This window comes from Leptothoe sp. LEGE 181152 (assembly GCF_032906605.1).
GTDB lineage: Bacteria > Cyanobacteriota > Cyanobacteriia > Phormidesmidales > Phormidesmidaceae > Leptothoe > Leptothoe turfae.
Map to the genome: position 1 here is coordinate 124354 of NZ_JASATU010000062.1, position 18125 is coordinate 142478.

Annotated in this window: 16 protein-coding genes; 8 read left to right on the forward strand and 8 right to left on the reverse strand. The window is 49.8% G+C overall.

Annotated features, from left to right (window positions below; all coding sequences use genetic code 11):
* Window position 1: 1 nt before the first annotated feature.
* The 3 genes from QGP82_RS28095 to tmk all read right to left on the reverse strand — a co-directional run bounded on the left by QGP82_RS28095 (window position 2) and on the right by tmk (window position 2892).
* Window positions 2-1180, reverse strand: coding sequence for an efflux RND transporter periplasmic adaptor subunit (locus tag QGP82_RS28095; RefSeq protein ID WP_250565090.1), 1179 nt, complete (start codon window positions 1178-1180; stop codon window positions 2-4).
* A gap of 76 nt (window positions 1181-1256) precedes the next feature.
* Window positions 1257-2240 (reverse strand): DNA polymerase III subunit delta', encoded by a 984-nt coding sequence (locus tag QGP82_RS28100; RefSeq protein ID WP_499061674.1) that lies wholly within the window; start codon window positions 2238-2240, stop codon window positions 1257-1259.
* Window positions 2230-2892 (reverse strand): dTMP kinase, encoded by a 663-nt coding sequence (tmk, locus tag QGP82_RS28105; protein ID WP_163668021.1) that lies wholly within the window; start codon window positions 2890-2892, stop codon window positions 2230-2232. The genes QGP82_RS28100 and tmk overlap by 11 nt, the downstream gene beginning before the upstream one ends.
* Window positions 2893-3147: 255 nt before the next feature.
* Here tmk and QGP82_RS28110 point away from each other — a divergent pair, with 255 nt between their 5' ends.
* Window positions 3148-3483, forward strand: a complete 336-nt coding sequence (locus QGP82_RS28110) for a hypothetical protein (protein WP_499061675.1) — start codon at window positions 3148-3150, stop codon at window positions 3481-3483.
* Between the two features lie 106 nt (window positions 3484-3589).
* On the opposite strand, the gene QGP82_RS28115 is transcribed toward QGP82_RS28110, so the two are convergent.
* A complete protein-coding gene (locus tag QGP82_RS28115) occupies window positions 3590-4027 on the reverse strand; it encodes an FHA domain-containing protein (RefSeq protein WP_006515552.1) in 438 nt (145 codons plus the stop codon).
* 413 nt (window positions 4028-4440) lie between these two features.
* Window positions 4441-5451: a phosphoribulokinase gene (locus QGP82_RS28120; RefSeq protein ID WP_163668023.1), complete on the reverse strand. Its 1011-nt coding sequence runs from the start codon at window positions 5449-5451 to the stop codon at window positions 4441-4443.
* Window positions 5452-5960: 509 nt separating this feature from the next.
* Between QGP82_RS28120 and QGP82_RS28125 the strand changes: the two genes are divergently transcribed.
* The 4 genes from QGP82_RS28125 to ftsH all read left to right on the forward strand — a co-directional run bounded on the left by QGP82_RS28125 (window position 5961) and on the right by ftsH (window position 10571).
* Entirely contained in the window at window positions 5961-6542 is a 582-nt protein-coding gene (locus QGP82_RS28125; RefSeq protein WP_499061676.1) for a photosystem I assembly protein Ycf4, read from the forward strand.
* Between the two features lie 92 nt (window positions 6543-6634).
* Window positions 6635-7378 (forward strand): peptidylprolyl isomerase, encoded by a 744-nt coding sequence (locus tag QGP82_RS28130; RefSeq protein ID WP_499061677.1) that lies wholly within the window; start codon window positions 6635-6637, stop codon window positions 7376-7378.
* 29 nt (window positions 7379-7407) lie between these two features.
* Window positions 7408-8523: a beta-ketoacyl-ACP synthase gene (locus QGP82_RS28135; protein WP_163668029.1), complete on the forward strand. Its 1116-nt coding sequence runs from the start codon at window positions 7408-7410 to the stop codon at window positions 8521-8523.
* A 128-nt stretch (window positions 8524-8651) separates the two neighbouring features.
* Window positions 8652-10571 (forward strand): ATP-dependent zinc metalloprotease FtsH, encoded by a 1920-nt coding sequence (gene ftsH / locus QGP82_RS28140; RefSeq protein ID WP_499061678.1) that lies wholly within the window; start codon window positions 8652-8654, stop codon window positions 10569-10571.
* Window positions 10572-10703: 132 nt separating this feature from the next.
* Here the strand turns inward: ftsH and QGP82_RS28145 are convergent, their stop codons facing one another.
* Both QGP82_RS28145 and QGP82_RS28150 read right to left on the reverse strand, forming a co-directional pair.
* Window positions 10704-10994, reverse strand: coding sequence for a hypothetical protein (locus QGP82_RS28145; protein ID WP_163668033.1), 291 nt, complete (start codon window positions 10992-10994; stop codon window positions 10704-10706).
* A 224-nt stretch (window positions 10995-11218) separates the two neighbouring features.
* Window positions 11219-11908, reverse strand: coding sequence for a M23 family metallopeptidase (locus QGP82_RS28150; RefSeq protein ID WP_163668035.1), 690 nt, complete (start codon window positions 11906-11908; stop codon window positions 11219-11221).
* Window positions 11909-12264: 356 nt separating this feature from the next.
* Here QGP82_RS28150 and QGP82_RS28155 point away from each other — a divergent pair, with 356 nt between their 5' ends.
* From QGP82_RS28155 to mnmH, 3 genes are all read left to right on the forward strand, one after another.
* On the forward strand, window positions 12265-12672 hold the full coding sequence (locus QGP82_RS28155; RefSeq protein ID WP_163668038.1) for a tetratricopeptide repeat protein: 408 nt from the start codon (window positions 12265-12267) through the stop codon (window positions 12670-12672).
* Window positions 12673-12788: 116 nt separating this feature from the next.
* Window positions 12789-15026, forward strand: a complete 2238-nt coding sequence (selD, locus tag QGP82_RS28160; RefSeq protein WP_163702631.1) for a selenide, water dikinase SelD — start codon at window positions 12789-12791, stop codon at window positions 15024-15026.
* A 40-nt stretch (window positions 15027-15066) separates the two neighbouring features.
* Window positions 15067-16098, forward strand: coding sequence for a tRNA 2-selenouridine(34) synthase MnmH (gene mnmH, locus QGP82_RS28165; RefSeq protein ID WP_431732031.1), 1032 nt, complete (start codon window positions 15067-15069; stop codon window positions 16096-16098).
* Window positions 16099-16409: 311 nt separating this feature from the next.
* Here the strand turns inward: mnmH and QGP82_RS28170 are convergent, their stop codons facing one another.
* Window positions 16410-18071: a B12-binding domain-containing radical SAM protein gene (locus tag QGP82_RS28170; protein WP_163668042.1), complete on the reverse strand. Its 1662-nt coding sequence runs from the start codon at window positions 18069-18071 to the stop codon at window positions 16410-16412.
* Window positions 18072-18125 lie beyond the last annotated feature (54 nt).

Genomic DNA, 18125 nt, shown 5'->3' on the forward strand with positions numbered 1-18125 from the left:
GCTAGTTCTCCTCAGCTTGGATGTCGATCAGCACATCCACCTGAAGATTAGTCAGCATGGCGACGGCATCATCTTGATCGACTGCAATGCGCACCTCCACAATGCGGGCATCGGCATTGGCAGCCGGGTCATCGTCCAACACATCATTTTTAAAGATTTGCAGACCGATCGTTTCTACGGTGCCGGTCAGTTCTCCTGCAAAGGCTCCGTTACGGCTAGTAATCATCGCCTTTTGTCCCGCTTTCACCAGGCCCACATCCGTTTCATAGACCTCGGCGACTACATACATTTCCTGCGTATCGCCCATGGAAAGCAGCCGATTGTTAGACACAGTCTCCCCTGGGCGCACATAGATATCGAGAATTTGACCCGCAGCTGGTGCTTTGATCACGGTGCGATTAAGTCTCGCTTCGGCCAGGGCTAAATTCTGCTGAGCCGCTTCTACGCCAGTTTCTACGGAGGCCAGTTGTAAATCTGCCTCTGCCATGGAAACTTGGGCAGCCGCATTGTCTAAGGCGGTATTTCGAGCTAGTTCTAGCTGGGTTTTGGTGGCCACAGCATTGGCAATGTCGCTGGTGAGTTCGTCGACCTCGGTTTGCTGACGGTCCAAATCTTGACGGGTAATGGCCCCTTGGCTAAACAAATCCTTAAACCGAGCCAGATCGGTTTCCGCCAGAGCCAGGCGAGCTTCTAAGCTGCGAATCTGAGCTGCCTGGGCCTCAATCGCCTGAATCTGCGGCTGATCAATTTGCCCCGCTTTGGTGTTAGCTTCGGTAATCCGGGCCGCGCCTAGACTGCGCTCCGCCGCTAAGGTTTGCTGAGCTTCCGCCAGCTGACTGGCGGCATAGTCCCGCTCAGCTTTACGGATTTCGTACATATCTAGCTCAGCTAAGACTTGGCCAGACTTTACCTGCACGCCTTCTTGCACCAGTAATTTAGCGAGCACTCCAGTCTCAGCGGCGGCCACATCAATCACTTCGCTTTTGGGTTCAATCCGCCCCAGGGCAGCGACATCTACTCGTTCGGGGGGTGGTTTAGCAGCTTCTTCCAGGGCTGCCTGTCGTGCCTGCCGTGCAGACCGTAGGGCTAGTAAGGATGCAGTGGCAATGAATAAAAGTAATGTAGCCCCAATCCAGACGCTGGTTTTTCTCAGGGGACGTTGCGCAGACTGTGGAACCATATGGATCATTAAGTTCTTTCTCTATGGTGCTGGGGTTAGAGAAAATTGGCTGAATTGTACTGTTTAGTTTAATTCTTCAATAAATCAAGTTCATTAACGTCACTTCCCATACCAAACGCGGTTGCACATATCTGAGCAGCTGCTTGCGTGCTAATTCCAGGTGTTCCATGCCTTGGGCATGGCCTTGCCGCCAGCGGCTTTGTTGGAGATAGTCTAGTAACCAAAGCTGGGATTCTGGTGCGAGGATTTGTACGATTTGGCGGGCGAGTTCTAGGGCGCTACGGACGTTGCTAATGGGTTGGCTGACCTGTTGTATTAGCTCTGGTGGGATGGACTGTAGCTGTTGCCAACTTGCGATCGCACTACCCGGACATCCTTGGGCCAGGGAGAGTGCTTCAGGGGAGTCCAAAATCTCCTGGTGACCCACCTTAGTCAATACTTGAGCCATGTCAGCTGGGCTCAATCGCCGAAATGGAATGGTCTGACAACGTGAAATTAATGTGGGTAGCAGTGCCTGTTGGTCGGGGGCAATTAAGATAACTGACGCCTGCCCCGGCTCTTCCAGGGTTTTTAATAGGCCGTTGGCGGCTGCTTCTGCAATTAGCTCGGCTGCTTCAATCACCACTATGGCTTTGGAGGCTTCTAAGGGTGGACGACTTAAAAACCGAGCAATGTCTCGAATCTGGTCAAGACGAACCTGGGGACGACCCCGTCGTTTAATACCAGCTGCTTGGGCTTCAGCGACGGTCAATAGCTTGTTTTGGTGCAAATAAGTGGGCTCAACCCACAATAAATCAGGATGATTGCGAGACTGAATACGACGTTGAAGGTTATTTGGGGCGGTGTGTTGATCGCCAAGCAGCATAGTGGCAAAGGCTTTGGCAGCTAGGCTACGCCCAATGCCATCGGGGCCTATAAATAAGTAGCCAGGGGCAATCCGTTGGCGAGTGACGGCCTGAACCAGTAGGTCAACGGCCTGGGACTGCCCAACAATGTCAGCAAAGTGCTGCATCAACGGCTGCTTTTGCCCCATTGAGGCTGAGGACAACTTAGAAGGCATACCACTGTTGTAAATACTTGGAGACGATTGCTTGAATTTGCTCAGCCACTGCTTCTGGGTTGAGGCTAGCATCCACGGTAACGAACTCATCCCCTTCGGCTTGGATGCTGAAACCCTTATGGACCCTACGATGAAACTCAACTCCGGCCTGTTCGATCCGATCGGCTTCGCCACGGTTGGCTATGCGTTTAAGCCCTTGCATGACGTCTAGCTTGAGCCATAGGGTAAGATCGCTGGTCAAACCACCAGTGGCAATGGCGTTAAGGTTGTTGATCAGATTTAGGTCTAGCTGTCTGCCATAGCCTTGGTAAGCAACCGTTGATGCGGTGTAGCGATCGCAAAGTACCAGATGTCCAGTTTCAAGGGCAGGAATCAAAATTCGTTCCACATGCTGTGTACGATCAGCCGCATACAGCAACAGCTCAGTCCGACTAGTTAGACTCTCAGCATTTTTTGACGACTGTAATAAAATCTGTCTGATTTCTTGGCCAATGCTGGTGCCCCCTGGTTGTCGAGTGACAATCACCCCCGTTGGATAGTCAGATGGACCACTGCTGAGAAGCGTGTGCTCTAACCACTGACGCAGATGCTGAATTTGCGTAGTTTTACCACTACCTTCAATTCCCTCAAAGACGATAAGTTTACCGCGCATCCTTTTCCTCAGCAGCAGAATATCATTACACTAACCCAACAGGGATGCTCTGGGAATTTAACCTACATTTATCCTGAAAAGCTTACTGTTTTCGAGAAGGGTAAAGGTAGATGCAGATTTATATCTAGATCTAGTGACATAGTATATCTGGACAAAAAATTGCAAGTTTGTGACTTATTGTTTAGTCTAAATTTACTGCTCCCTATCTTAAACACCCTTAGATTCTGAAATTGTGCAATAGCTCCAGAATTTTCTATGGCCCGGTATACCAACATTTTTGTAAGCGTTCTACCCGCAAATAACTTGCGTGAATCCCTACCAGATGTACTACAGTCCTGTGGTCTTCATTTGGTCTATCAGGATGGAGACTACATGATGGCTAAAGAACGCCCTGGTCTGGTTTCCTTCAGCAAGCTAGCTACGGTTGAGGTTTTGATCGGTTCTACCGATGAAACTGAGCTATTAACCCAACATAGTGCTGCAACTGTGAATCTGGTAGTGAAGAATGAAGAGCTGCCGTTACAGGTCAATAACCATTGTCACAAGGTTTTTCAGCAAGTTAATCAGGCCCTCGAAAGCAAAGCAGGTTAACCCGCTTATCAACAAGCCAGTAATAATTAATACACAGGGGCCTGCAAAACTTCCATAGACCCCTTTTGAGTTTTGCGCAATGGGATACGGTCAGAAAGCACTTAAACTACCCGTTTAATTCACTTTCCTCTTCTTCGTCAATCATGTTGGGGCTGATCAACGTGATATCGAATTCGTCGGGGGGGACAGTTGATGTGGTATCCCGTTTCAACTGATAGTAAATGGCCCGTGCTTGTGGCCCAAAGACAATCTCGTCTTCATTTTTTAGATCATGGGCCTGTAGCTTACGCCCGTTAATGAGCATGCCATTGGCACTAGGCTTACCTTTCAGGTTTCCATCTACAATCCGATAGTAGTAGGTCTCGTCGTCCCTAGGAAGCTGCACTAGTGTGGCGTGGTGCCGAGAAACAAACTGTGAAGCTAAGCGAATATCACATTTTGCATCGCGACCAACAGAATAGACGGAGCTATCTAGGACAATCTCCCGTCGACCTTGACTATCTTCGACTATAAGAATACTGCTGAGATGAGAACCTGAAGCCATGCTAACCGTGAAATGATAAACCTTCGAGAAAAAATCAGGCCGTCAATAATTTCTTTACTATATTATTCCGCCAGTATTTGGGGCCTTCAGGATTCTCCCATGCTCTTCAGCTTGATTCGATGGGGACACCATGTCTGTAGATGAATTCCGCTGTCTTCATAAGAGGTTGAATTAACCCAATAACAGCAAGATGTTACTGCTCATCAAATATTCATGAAGGCACAGCAGCCAATATAGCATTCCCGGCGGAATACTGGAATATGACAGTCCTTATCCTGTAGTCATTCAGTATCCCGTTTTAGAAAAATCCTGCCCATATCCAGAAAAATGCCATTTTGCTGAACCAGCAAAATGGCATCGAACTGATAGTACTTTGACTGATTAAGCAAGTGTCTTCAGCTTAAATAAGCGTCTTAAGCGACGACGGCGGCACTAACACCAGCTCGCGTATTCGTTAGACGTTCGTAAGTAGCGCGCATTTTCAATCCAACCAGCACTTGGAAGAGGCCGGTACCGTTGTTAGAGCCAGGATATTCCCGATGCTTTAACAACAGCTCAGTCATTTCACCGTAGCTACGGGTGGAGATATTACTGAGGTGCTCTTCAACATAGATTAGCTCCTCCAGCTTCTCAAACTGGCCATCAATTTCTAGAACTGACACCTCATTGCCCATATAGGTATCAGGACCATAGGTCATACGGATACCAGGATAGGAGCAGGTCAGTTTGCGACCACAGGGCACCCAGTTAATGGTAGAACCTTCATCAAATAGGTAGGCGGGCTCAAAGCCTTCAATGCCTTCCTTCTGAATCATTTGTACCCGTAAAATCTTGCGCTCTTTGTCCTCCTTAATCAGGTTAGTGGGTAGAACCTGTAGAACGACATCGGCATATTGCTTCTGAACGTCGATATAGGCTTCAAAGTCAGGTTTACGAGCTTGAATAGAGGCTAGAACATCCTCATAGGTGTGGCCCCGCTCAGCCATATCACGCTGGATTTTCCAGGCAATTTTTACTTCGTCGCTAATGTCAAGATAAACGCTGAAATCTAGCAGATCACGAACTCGCCCATCGTAAAGGGGGTGCAGACCTTCAATAACGACCACATGATTTGGATCAATACGTTCAGGCGGATCAATGAAACCAGTTTCGTGGTTGTAAATTGGCTTATCGATAGATTGTCCTGACTTAAGAGCCTTAATTTGCTCGTACATCAGATCGAAATTGTTCGCTTTTGGGTTGAGGGCCGTCACCCCAGCTTGCTTGCGTTGCTGACGATCCAGACTATGGTAGTCATCCAAACAGATGACGGTCATAAATTCTTCACCGAACAGATCGCTGAGGCGTTTCAAAAATGTAGACTTTCCACATCCTGAATCACCGGCAACACCGATTAAAACCACGCGGTCGGGCTGACTGGTCATGGAATCCTCTTCTGAAAATAGTTGACAAATTGATCTAAAACCAATCAACGAGTCTATGAACCCTGACTCATTTGGGTATCACTAGTGGGTTGTAAACGTTGCAAAAGTTAAGGTTGATCCTATCAGAATCTGTATTCTTTTGGAAGGCTGAAGTAGGGGCTGTGCTTATGAAATCGCTAAGTTAATTAAAAAGGTTGTTTGCCTGAAATAATAGATGACCTGATAGGGACTCCGTTAGCTCAAAAACAGCAAATCTGTAGTGGTTTTATCTCATTTGCTCAGTCATCATTTATTGAGAGTGCTGTTAACAGTTACTCCGTACCAGTCAGATAATGGTTCCTGATGATTTTGGGTGTGGGATTTATACCGTTTGTTAACCTTAGACTTTAAACTGACTATAGGCTTAATCATTGCCTGGTTAATAGTTTTCTAGTTTAAAGCGATGCTTTGGCAATGCTGACTATTCAGTCAGTCTGCCAACCTCATTTCAATACTCTTTCTAAATCAACATGGCTGTTTCTAAAGCAACTGTTTCTGACACAACCAATAAGGATAGTGTCCTGCGTCGTGAAATTTTAGGAGCTCGTCGTTGGAGCAACTATTGGTGGGCCGTGGTAACGACCATTGGGGGAACGGGATTTTTGCTGGCAGGCATTTCTAGCTACATGGGGATTAACCTTTTGCCTTTTGCAGATCCCACACAGCTTATCTTTATCCCACAAGGGTTGGTGATGTGTTTCTATGGCACAGCGGCTTTGCTGCTATCGCTTTACCTTTGGTTAATCTGTGCTTGGAATGTTGGAGGTGGCTATAACCTCTTTGATAAGAAGAGCGAGGAAGTGCAGATTTTTCGCTGGGGTTTTCCGGGTAAAAACCGCAAGATTGACTTCAAATATCCTTTGGCGTCTGTCACGGCGATTCGTGTTGATATTCGAGAAGGATTAAGTCCTAAGCGTGCGCTTTATCTGAAGGTTAAAGGTAAAGGAGATATTCCATTGACCCGTGTTGGTCAACCGATGTCGCTGGCATCTGTGGAAAATCAGGGTGCTGAGTTGGCTCGCTTTCTGCAGGTTCCCCTAGAAGGTCTGTAATAAATAGTGCCGAATGTCCAGGAGGCTCCCTATTGAAAAGGGTGTTTCCCTGTGACAAGATATGGTGCCCTTAGTGAACAAAGGAATTAATCATGGTTTTCGGTTTCCGGATGCAATGGGCCATTGGTTTGGTAGTGGCTTTGTTTATGGTGGGCTGTACGGCTGGGGCCACTGACCCATCTGAGTCGAGCACCACTTCGCTAGCTGAGCCTGCTGAGTCAACGGAGTTGGCTGTGACTCCTTCTATACCTGAGGGTCTGGCTCGTCTAGAGGGTAAGGCCACTGTTGAGTTGACGGTGAATGGGGAGCGAGTTCTGGTGGAGGTTGATGGTACTCAAGCTCCAATTACAGCTGGTAACTTTGTTGACTTAGTTGAACGCGGTGTTTATGACGGCACTGTCTTCCATCGAGTAGTGCGTGAGCCTCAACCGTTTGTGGTGCAGGGGGGAGATCCACAGAGCAAGGATCCTACTGTGCCTGTTCAGCAACTTGGTACGGGTGGTTTTGTTGATCCTGATACCCAGGAAAAACGCCTGATTCCTTTGGAGATAACCCCTGCGGGCTCAGAGCAACCTATCTATGGTCAAACCCTTGAAAATTCTCAGCCTGCTTTGCAGCATACCCACGGTGCAGTGGCTATGGCACGCTCACAATTTCCTGATTCGGCCTCTTCCCAGTTTTACTTTGCACTGGCAGATTTGCCTTTCTTAGACGGTAGCTATGCTGTCTTTGGGTATGTCACTGAAGGTCTGGATACTGTGGATGCTATTCAACAGGGAGATGTGGTTGAATCGGCCACGGTGCTTGAGGGCTTGGACAACTTGGTGGCTGAATAGTGTAGGGAACGTCTTGGTAAGTTTGCTTGATGGTTGATGTCGATATTACCGGCATTGGTTTATGGACAGCCTTGGGGAAAACAACCAAGACAACCTGGGCCAACTTACTAGCGGGTAAAAGTGCGATCGCACTACGCCAGCCTTTTCCCTCATTGCCTGTCATGCCCGTGGGCATGGCAGGCAAATTGCCTTCTGACCCAGAAGATATTGCGATTACCGCTGTCAAAGCCGCCATGGCGGATGCCGGTCTCCCATCATCGTCACTGGTGGATTGTGGGGTGGTGGTGGGTTCTAGCCGTAGTTATTTAAACCGTTGGGAGGCCATGGCACGGGGTGATATGGCAATGCATCATTGGCTCGCTGCATTGCCCTGCGGTTTGTCGCATCAGATCGCTCAAGCAGTGGGTAGCCAAGGGCCTGTGCTGGCTCCGATGGCGGCCTGCGCCACAGGTTTGTGGGCTCTGTTCCAGGGCTATATGTTGCTCCAGGCAGGGCAATGTGAGCGAGTGGTGGTGGTGGCTGTGGATGCGCCGATTACGCCCTTAACGCTGGCAGGGTTTCGACGGATGGGGGCGATGGCGAAGGATGGCTGCTATCCCTTTGATTGCGATCGCAGTGGATTAGTCCTGGGAGAAGGCGCAGCGGCTGTAGTTTTAGAAATTAGGGGGACAAGCACACGCCCGTCTAATTACTACGGCCAAATATTGGGTTTTGGCCTGAGTAATGACGCGTACCACATTAGTTCTTCCCGTCCAGATGGAACCTTATCTGTGGCCCACCAATGTTTACAGCGTAGTGGTTTACATCCAGATGACATTGACTACATCCATACCCATGGCACGGGTACTCGCCTTAATGATGCCAACGAGGCATACATGATTCAGCAGCTGTTTCCTGAGGCTGCCGTCAGTTCCACTAAAGGAGCCACGGGCCATACCCTGGGTGCCGCTGGGTTGATGGGCGTTGTGTTTAGTGTGTTAAGCCTGCAACAGCAGTGTTTACCCCCCTGTGTTGGTCTCAGTAAGCCTGAGTTTGATCTGAATTTTGTGCGAGTTGCTTCCCCTGACGCTAAAACCGTGAACCATGTGTTGTGTAGTAGTTTTGGGTTTGGTGGGCAGAATGGCATTGTTGCGATCGCCCGATAAATTCCTATCGGTTCAGGGATGTCTATCATCGCCCCCTGGTTAGCAGATTAGAACGCTAAACTGAGGATATTGATTTGACAAAGACCCACTGGCTTACTAGCTGTATTTTTAGTTCTACGTTCTCTTCTATGAATAAGCCCACCCCCCCCTCGTCCCATAAATCTGCCCTTAGCCGTCGGGCTGCTCGGACTTTGGCCACTGGATGGTTTGTGTTGCAAACTCTGATTGCAGCCCCCATGGTGGCAACTCAGCCAGTCCTTGCCCAGGCAGAAGGGGATGAAGAAACTAAAATTACCTATGGCCAGCTGTTAGAGAAACTGGAGCAGGGTGATGTGCAGCGGGTTGAGCTGGACAACCTGCGGGGTGTAGCCAATGTGCGCATTAAAGGCGATGACGATAATGCGCCGCTACATGAGGTGACCCTGTTTGCCAATGATGTTTACAACCAACCTTTGCTACAAAAGCTGCGCGGCAGCAGTGATGTTGAATATGAAGTTCTAGAACGCTCAGATAATAGTGCGCTGACGGGATTAGCCGTGAATGCCTTGTTAGCCCTGATTGTGGTGTTTGCGCTGTTAATGATCCTGCGGCGGTCTGCTAATTCGGCTAGCGGTGCCATGAATTTTGGCCGCTCCCGTGCCCGGTTTCAAATGGAAGCTAAGACCGGGGTCATGTTTGATGATGTGGCCGGGATTGAGGAAGCGAAGGAAGAGCTACAGGAAGTGGTGGTCTTCCTCAAAAATCCTGAGAAGTTTACGGCCATTGGAGCCCGTATTCCAAAAGGTGTGTTGCTGGTGGGCCAGCCTGGCACCGGTAAAACCCTCCTAGCTAAAGCAATTGCTGGTGAGGCCGGTGTGCCGTTCTTTAGTATCTCAGGCTCTGAATTTGTGGAAATGTTTGTGGGGGTGGGGGCTTCCCGTGTCCGTGACCTGTTTAAGAAAGCCAAGGAAAACTCCCCTTGCATCGTCTTTATTGATGAAATCGATGCCGTTGGTCGTCAGCGTGGAGCCGGTATTGGTGGCGGTAATGATGAACGTGAACAAACCCTAAACCAGCTACTGACGGAGATGGATGGTTTTGAAGGTAACAGCGGCATCATTGTGATTGCTGCCACAAATCGTCCCGATGTTCTGGATGCTGCATTGTTGCGTCCCGGTCGATTTGATCGTCAAATTACCGTTGATTTGCCTGGCTATAAAGGGCGTTTGGGTATTTTGGATGTGCATGCGCGGGATAAGAAGATTTCGGATGATGTCAACCTGGATGCGATCGCACGTCGCACCCCTGGTTTTTCCGGTGCTCAGTTGGCTAATTTGCTGAATGAAGCCGCTATTCTGACAGCCCGCCGTCGCAAAGATGCCGTCACCATGGCAGAAATTGATGACGCCATCGACCGACTGACCATTGGACTCACCCTGACACCGCTACTCGATAGTAAAAAGAAGCGGTTGATAGCCTATCACGAAGTCGGGCATGCGTTGGTCAGCACCATGCTGAAGCATTCCGATCCCCTAGCAAAGGTGACAATCATTCCTCGATCTGGCGGTGTGGGTGGTTTTGCCAGCTATCTGCCCAAGGAAGATCGGGTGGATGATGGCTTGATTTCCTATGCGGAATTGATTGACCGCATCACTATGGCCCTCGGAGGGCGTGCGGCTGAAGAGATTGTTTTTGGATCTGATGAGGTAACCCAGGGGGCTGCTAACGATATTCAGCAGGTGACCAATATCGCCCGTCAGATGATTACGCGTTTCGGCATGTCAGAGCTGGGGTCATTTGCCATGGAATCTCCCAGCAGTGCCGTATTCTTGGGGCGTAGCGACCTGATGCAGCGCTCGGAATACTCAGAGGAAATGGCTGCCAAAATTGACCAACGTGTGCGGGAAATTGCCATGACGGCGTACATTAAAGCGCGCTCAATGCTGAAGACCAATCGCTCACTACTCGATCGCTTAGTCGATCGGTTGGTTGAAAAAGAGACGATCGATGGTGAAGAGTTTCGCGGCATTGTGAGTGAATACGTAGACCTGCCGACCCCTCATCAATGAGCGAGGGAATAAAGGCGAGGCTGTAGCCCTATCAGCGCCTCAAGTTCGCCCTAAAACGTACCCTTGTAGTAGCCAAGGGTACGTTAACTAAACCTAACTGCGGTCTCAAGGCTTGAGTAACAGCGCGGAGGTCTATTCGAGTGGTGCGCCGTCCAGCAATTCAATCCGACCGGAGGTGCGTAGACACTCTAAGCGCCAGCGCTGACCGGATACTCTACCGGGAAGAAAACCTGAGATGGTGAGATGATTTTCACCGCGGTCAGTTTTAACTTTGACCAGCAAGTCATCTTTACTCTGACTGACGATGAGTGCCTCGATTTCGAACTCACCTTCACGATTCCAAGGCAGCTCATATTGTGAATTGGGCTCTTGAGAACGAAGAACAGCGCGAGTGTTTTCAGCTTCAGACATTGGAGCAGTCATAGTTTAAGTGGGTGGTTGTCGAACAGGGGTACAGCTGTAATGTACCCAGCCACTCGCAATGATGGCCTTAGCTAGACGATAGCATCTCGGCTGGTTGATAGATTGTGCTACAGATCATAAAGACTCAAGAGTGCAAATCATGAAGCCCGGTGAGAGTCGGAACTTGTAGAGAACGTTAACCGTCCGCTCGGTGCTTGTAGCCGCCCATGGCAATGCATTCAAACCTATCGAATGGCCTGCTGATCGTCATACATTGCTCGTAAAACCATCGCTGGATCTACCCAGCTATTTTCAAACTTTAAGCCCCAGTGTAAGTGAGGGCCGGTGGTGCGTCCTGTCATACCGACACGACCAATGGGCTGGCCAGTGCCGATATTGGCCCCTTCTCGAATACGAATATTGCCATCGGGATCTACCATAACCCGTCTCCCTTCTTCATAGGAGACATAGCCTTGCATATGGCAATAAATGTGCAGCCACTCTCCTGATTCAATGACCACGGAGGTGCCGCAGGCGCTATCGTCTGAGATTTCCACCACATGGCCTTCCCACCAGTTGCGGATATAGCTGCCCAGCGGAGCAGCGATGTCTAACCCATAGTGGAATTGTTCGCCTCCATAGGGGGATTGGCGATAACCAAAGGGAGAGGTGTAGGCTTGAAAATTCTCTACTGGAAATGAAGCAAAACTCCAAGGATTTGAAGCTCTGGCGAGTTCTACTTCGGCAGCCTTGGCGGTTTTGCGTTGGGCCGGCAAGACCAGACCGATGATCATCCATAAAGACAGAACCCCCAAAAGTAAAACCCTGGTGTAAGCAGTACGTCGGCGTCGGGATTGCATGAGTTTTTTAAAGCGACCCATAAGAGTTTGGGTAAACCCCTTGAGAGGAATGGATTTAAAAGAACTCGATTTCATATATCCCGAAAACGCAGAACGATTGGTTTTGAAAGACTGGCCTTTACAATGTTTTCCTAGGTCAATGGGTAAATCAGTTTAGGGCGGAACTGAATTAGCCTAGGGCAGCCTCAATATTACGGAGCTTTAATTACGGAGATTTAATAAAGTGCGTCTATGACTGAAAGTCATTGATCGATCGCATTAGTTTGCCCAACTGCTGCTCATAGTATTGCCCGCTAATGTACATCAATTTCTTGAAATTGCATACATTTGTTTTTCTGATTAGTGTCAAGGATGTTTTTAGGTGGTTGTAATAAAACATATGGGTTGGCCTATGCAGTCTTGAGAGTGAATTGGAGAGGGGGATGGGATCGATGGATGAGCAATTACAAACTCCGGTGGATTGGTATCAAAAAGGTGTTTTCTTGGATGAGCAGGGGCAATCCCAAAACGCGATCGCATGCTACACCGAGGCCATTGACCTCCAGGCTGATTATTACGAAGCCTGGGTGCGACGTGGTCTGGCCCTGATGTTGCTGGAAGAGTTTCGGCCTGCGATCGCAAATTTTAATCAGGCGGTGGCGCTAAAAATGGATCTGGATTTAGCCTGGTATCTCAAGGCCTACTGCCATGCCCAGATGCAGGCGGATGATTTTGCCCTGTTGGCCTTACAAAAGGCCTTTGCCCTCAATCCTACGCAGTGGATTGCCATGGCGAATAAGGAGCCTGCATTTGATGGGCTGCGGGGCGATCCACGCTTTCAGGAATTAGGGGGTAATTAGCGCTGCTGTCGCTGAAGTCTGGCACCAGCTCTTCAGGAAAAATTCACGCGTCACCCTATTTTTTCTGCTATCTATAGTGGGCGCGGTGCGCGGTTTTTATTGGCTCCCTGATGGCTATGCAGGCGACAACTTCGATTCATACGGATTTATTTTTTGTGGGGGGAGGGCACACCCACGCTATTGTGCTACGCAAAATTGGCATGAACGGTCTACCGGCGGGGGTGCGGCTGACGCTGATTACCAACCTGGTGGATACTCCTTATTCTGGGATGTTGCCTTGCCATATTTCAGGGCTCTATGACTTTGACCAGTCCCATATTGATTTGCGGCCGCTGACTCGGTTTGCCAATTGCCGATTGATTATGGATGAGGTGGTTGATATTGATGTGAATCAACAGCTGATTCACTGTCACCATCATCCGCCGATGCGCTATGACGCTCTGTCCATCGATATTGGTAGTACACCGGGGACAGTGTCGGTGCCGGGGGCGAAAGAATATGCAATTCCGGCCAAACCTGTGCCCAACTTGTTACGAGCCTGGCATCACTATTTAGAAGGATTAGATCAGGCGCAGTCGGCCACCATTGGCATTGTCGGTGGTGGTGTCGGTGGAGTGGAGCTAGCCCTCAACATGCAGGTGCGGCTACAGCAGGTTGTGGGTGAAGCGGCAAATATCCATGTGTTTCATCGAGGGGCGCGATTAGCAACGGGGCGTAACCGGACGACGCAACGCCAGCTGGCTAAGATTTTTCGAGATCGCAATATCCATACCCATTTATCAGAATCGGTTTGTGCATTGGAGCCGGCGACAGCGGGGGCTGTCCAGGTGCACTGTGAGTCGGGGTTAAAGGTGAGTTGCGATCGCGTGTTTTGGGTTACCAGTGCCAGTGCCGCACCCTGGCTGGCTCGTACGGGGCTATCAACGGATAAAGATGGGTTTATTTTGGTCCAAGATACGCTGCAAACCTTGTCCCACTCCAATATATTTGCTGTGGGGGATGTGGCTACCATGGCGAACCATCGCCGTCCTAAGGCTGGGGTATTTGCTGTGCGACAAGGCCCCCCCCTATATAACAATCTGCAGCGTTATTTCTCTGGAAAATCCCTCAAGCCCTTTAAGCCCCAGCGTCAGTTTCTCAACATAATTGATTTGGGCATGGGGGGGGCGATCGCATCTCGCGGTCGCTGGTCTGCTGAATCTATATGGTTTCGGCGCTGGAAACATCAGATCGATGGCAAATTTATGGCGCTGTTTGATCAGTTCCCCCCCATGGTAAGCGGTAGCAAGATGACACCGGAGAGTGCAACCATGACGCTCCACTGTGCCGGATGCGGCTCCAAGGTCAGTAGTTCAGTGCTGAGTCGGGCCTTAAACCGCGCCAGGGCAGAATTTCCAGAGATGGAGCACTGGTCGAACCCCGTCAAGGTCGGTTTAGATGCACCGGATGATGCTGCCGTAGTTGCCATGCCCGCTGACAAGCTAGCCGTGCAAACGGTGGATCAGTTTCGAGCCATTGTGGATGATCCCTACACGTTTGCGCAGATCTGTGTGAACCACTGTTTAAGCGATCTCTTTGCCATGGGGGCAACGCCCCAAACGGTTTTAGCGCTGGCTACATTGCCCTACGGAACAGATACTCTCCAAACGGAGACCCTTTATCAATTGATGGCAGGGACCTACCAGGCATTGGCCCCTGCCCAGACCTGGCTCGTGGGCGGGCACACCACCGAAGGTCCAGAGCTATCTCTAGGTTTTGCCTGTAACGGTTGGGTTGCTGCCGATCAGATTTTGACCAAACAAAACTTGCGACCTGGTTTAGGCTTAATTTTGACTAAGCCCCTGGGGACGGGGGTATTATTTGCGGCAGATATGCAGCGGGCGGCTAAAGGGCGGTGGATCGAAGCTGCTGTGGCCACTATGGTGCAGTCAAATCAGATGGCTGCCACGTGTTTCCAAAAACATGGTGTAGTGGCCTGTACGGATGTGACTGGATTTGGTTTATTGGGCCATCTCCATGAAATGTTGCGGCCTGAGGTAGCGATAGATTTGAATCTGGATGCTTTGCCTGTATTGCCCGGCGCGCACACCTGTTTTGAGGCAGGCTATCTTAGCTCTCTCCAAAAACGTAATCAGCAGATTGAACAGCACTTACATAATCCTCACCCCCATCACTCCAATTACCCACTCTTGTTTGACCCTCAAACCTCTGGAGGACTCGTGGCAGCCATTCCCCAGAACCGTGTCAATGATTGCTTGAGTGCTTTAAAGACTCAGGGATATAGCCATAGCCGTCACATTGGCAATGTTGTCCCTGCTGTGGAGGGACAAGCGCCTTTTACAATCAGAGGGTGAAATCCTGAGAGGTTTCATTTGTTTTTTCAGTAACTATGTGGTGACCCAACTTCTCCCAATTTCTGACTTTTGGCAGGCCCCCGGTCCGATTTTAGATGTGCGTAGTCCTGGGGAGTATGCCCAGGGGCATCTGCCTGAAGCCTTGAGCTTTCCTCTGTTTTCGGATGAAGAACGGGCTCAGGTGGGCACTTGCTACAAACAGCAGGGACAAGAGACTGCCGTTGAATTGGGGTTGGAGTTAGTGGCTCCTAAAATGGTGGGTTTAGTTAAACAGGCTAAGGCTTTGGCTCCGGAGCGTCAGGTCAGGGTGCACTGCTGGCGTGGTGGGATGCGCAGTGGGTCTGTTGGCTGGCTTTTAGAGACCAGTGGTTTAGAGGTCAAGTTGTTGAAAGGGGGCTACAAGGCTTTTCGCCACTGGGTGAGAACCACGTTAGCCACCCCTCGAACCCTGATTGTGGTGGGCGGTATGACTGGCACAGGCAAAACCGATATTCTCCATGCCCTTAGAAAGTTAGGAGAACAGGTTTTAGACCTAGAAGGTTTAGCCAATCATCGTGGCAGCAGCTATGGAGCCCTGATGTTGCCCCCCCAGCCCAGTACTGAGCAGTTTGAAAATCTGATTGCTGAGCAATGGGCAACCTTTAACCCTCAGCGCCCTGTTTGGGTTGAGGCGGAAAGTCGCCGTGTGGGTACCTGCCGAGTACCGGAGGAAATTGTGGACCAGATGGAAGCGGCTCCCACCCTGGAGGTGGTTCGCTCCGAGGCAGAACGGTTGGCAATTTTGGTGGATGTTTATGGTCAAGCAAACTTAGATGAGTTAACAGCCGCTACTGAGCGTCTCCGCAAGCGTTTGGGGGGACTACGTACCCAGGAGGCCGTTCAGCACATTAAGAAGGGGGAACTGGCAGCTGCGGCTGCAATTATCTTGACTTATTATGATCGTACTTACCGTCATGACTTGGTGCGTCGCGGTCAAGAAATTCCCAAAATTGATATTGCTGAGATGTCAGTTTTGCAGGCGGCCCAGCATTTACTGGGCCAGGTGAATCATTGGGGGTGGTATAACAGTTGACTTCTGTGGAGAGGTGAGTGAGCGTATAGTTTCTATGCTTATCGACTGTTGGCTTTCTGTGTCTATGCTCTGAAATATCTGATAAGTATCTGATTTGATTATGAGCTACTTGTACTACCTATTGCCCGCTAGTGTCACTTTCTTAATTGCGTCATATGCATTTTTTAAGGATACCGATGCTTCCAAAGCAAGTGTACTTAACTGGTCTTTTGTCATCATTTCAGGGGTACTTTGGCCAATTACGTTGCCGTTTATTGTTTGGAAAAAGATAGTGTCACGTTTTAGCGTAAACAGTGATGTTGCCTTTGAGTTCAAACGGATCCACATACGTTAGCTGTGGGCATAGAACGACACAACCTAGGTTCATCCATGTAAGACTCTGCTGTCTGTAGATGTTTGATCAGTGTGGGTTTAGGCAGAGGCCCTTCTAGGTGGTCCCAGGGTAAGGGCTGCTCTGTTGACCAATCTGTATAGACATAGAACTCTAGGGGGGGAAGTTGCCCTTTTAGTTCCTTAAATGCCCGACGGTAGCTGCCCAAGGAATCTCCGTAGTGGCGGGTGAGTTCTAATAGCTGGCCAATGCGTCGATCGCCTCTGGAAATCAAAGTTTGAATAACTGACCAGTTGTAACTTTCTGGTCTGAAATCGATGCCTTGCGATCGCAGCTTCTTCTGTAAAAACTTCAGCCGCTTTTCTGCTTTAGGGTTCACGCCGTACCACTGAAATGGGGTGTGGGACTTAGGGACAAACGTACTACAGCCTAGGGTGAGCCGCACTCCCTTAGCCGCCTTCTTTAATTGCAGCATCATGTTGGCCGTATCCTCTAAATCGGTCTCCGTTTCACCGGGGATACCGGCCATACCGTAGAGCTTAACGCTGCTGAGACCGCCCGCTTTAGCATTGACGACAGCACGTTCAATATCAGCGGTTTCAAGCTTTTTATTAATGGTTTCACGAACCCGTTCTGAACCACTTTCCACGGCAATGGTGATGGACTTGGTCCCGTGGTTAACCAGCGTATGGGCTAGTTTCTCATTGACGGTATTGGTGCGCACCGAAGCAATACTTAGCCGTACATCATCGTATTCGGGCCGATTAATATAGTCCAGTAGCTCTTCAAACCCTGGGTGCTGAGTTACCGAGGCCCCCAATAGCCCTAACCGTTTGGTGACTGCCAAGCCACGGTCAATGGCAGGAATGAGCGATTCATCCAGACTAGCTGTACGAAACGGTAGCGTTAGATAGCTGGCCAGGCAAAATCGACACATCTCGGGGCAGCTGCGCACCACCTCCACCATAAAAATATTTTCCCAGGCAGCCTTTTCTGTAACCACCGTTGAGGCTAGCAGCACATTGCCTCGATATGTTTGTTTTTTGACAACGGCGGGGACACCATCGGCGGGTTCTACTCGACTGATGGGTCCGGTGGGGGCGTCGTATATGGGCTGATAGAGGCTGGGTATGTAGATGCCAGGGACCTGGGCCAGAGCCTTCAACTGTTCCCATCGGCTGGCGTCCCGTACAGTTTGATAGGTGTCTATAAAAGTGGGAATCAGATCTTCACCATCGCCCAAAAGAACAATATCAAAGAAGTCAGCAAAGGGTTCAGGGTTAGCGGTGAGGACCGGACCGCCGCCAAAAATGAGGGGATGATCGGAGGTGCGATCGCTGCTACGAACAGGAATCTGCTGCTGCTCTAGCAAATTTAAGATATTGATATAGTCCAATTCCCAGGACACCGAAAACCCCATGAGCTCAGGCTTGGCAGGCAGACCACTGGCCAAGTCTGTAAACAGACGGCCCACGGCCAGATCGCTGCGCTGGGCCAACATGGCCCAAATTACCTGATACCCCAAACTCGTAATCCCAACGGAATATTCGTTGGGAAACGCGAAAATAACGGGAACTGCATCGGAGTGGGGGGCAGCGGGCTCAAAAAGTAGATGTTCGGCTGCAAATACGGACGCGGTCAAAATAATTGCCTATAGCGATGGGTGTCTCTTTCCATCATAGGGATTAACTGACGG

Coding starts and splice junctions, on each gene's coding strand:
- QGP82_RS28095 (WP_250565090.1), bottom strand. CDS start 1,180: ATGGTTCCACAGTCTGCGCAACGTCCCCTGAGAAAAACCAGCGTCTGG.
- QGP82_RS28150 (WP_163668035.1), bottom strand. CDS start 11,908: ATGAAATCGAGTTCTTTTAAATCCATTCCTCTCAAGGGGTTTACCCAA.
- QGP82_RS28145 (WP_163668033.1), bottom strand. CDS start 10,994: ATGACTGCTCCAATGTCTGAAGCTGAAAACACTCGCGCTGTTCTTCGT.
- QGP82_RS28100 (WP_499061674.1), bottom strand. CDS start 2,240: ATGCCTTCTAAGTTGTCCTCAGCCTCAATGGGGCAAAAGCAGCCGTTG.
- QGP82_RS28110 (WP_499061675.1), top strand. CDS start 3,148: ATGGCCCGGTATACCAACATTTTTGTAAGCGTTCTACCCGCAAATAAC.
- selD (WP_163702631.1), top strand. CDS start 12,789: ATGCAGGCGACAACTTCGATTCATACGGATTTATTTTTTGTGGGGGGA.
- tmk (WP_163668021.1), bottom strand. CDS start 2,892: ATGCGCGGTAAACTTATCGTCTTTGAGGGAATTGAAGGTAGTGGTAAA.
- QGP82_RS28130 (WP_499061677.1), top strand. CDS start 6,635: ATGGTTTTCGGTTTCCGGATGCAATGGGCCATTGGTTTGGTAGTGGCT.
- QGP82_RS28125 (WP_499061676.1), top strand. CDS start 5,961: ATGGCTGTTTCTAAAGCAACTGTTTCTGACACAACCAATAAGGATAGT.
- QGP82_RS28120 (WP_163668023.1), bottom strand. CDS start 5,451: ATGACCAGTCAGCCCGACCGCGTGGTTTTAATCGGTGTTGCCGGTGAT.
- QGP82_RS28155 (WP_163668038.1), top strand. CDS start 12,265: ATGGATGAGCAATTACAAACTCCGGTGGATTGGTATCAAAAAGGTGTT.
- QGP82_RS28115 (WP_006515552.1), bottom strand. CDS start 4,027: ATGGCTTCAGGTTCTCATCTCAGCAGTATTCTTATAGTCGAAGATAGT.
- ftsH (WP_499061678.1), top strand. CDS start 8,652: ATGAATAAGCCCACCCCCCCCTCGTCCCATAAATCTGCCCTTAGCCGT.
- QGP82_RS28135 (WP_163668029.1), top strand. CDS start 7,408: ATGGTTGATGTCGATATTACCGGCATTGGTTTATGGACAGCCTTGGGG.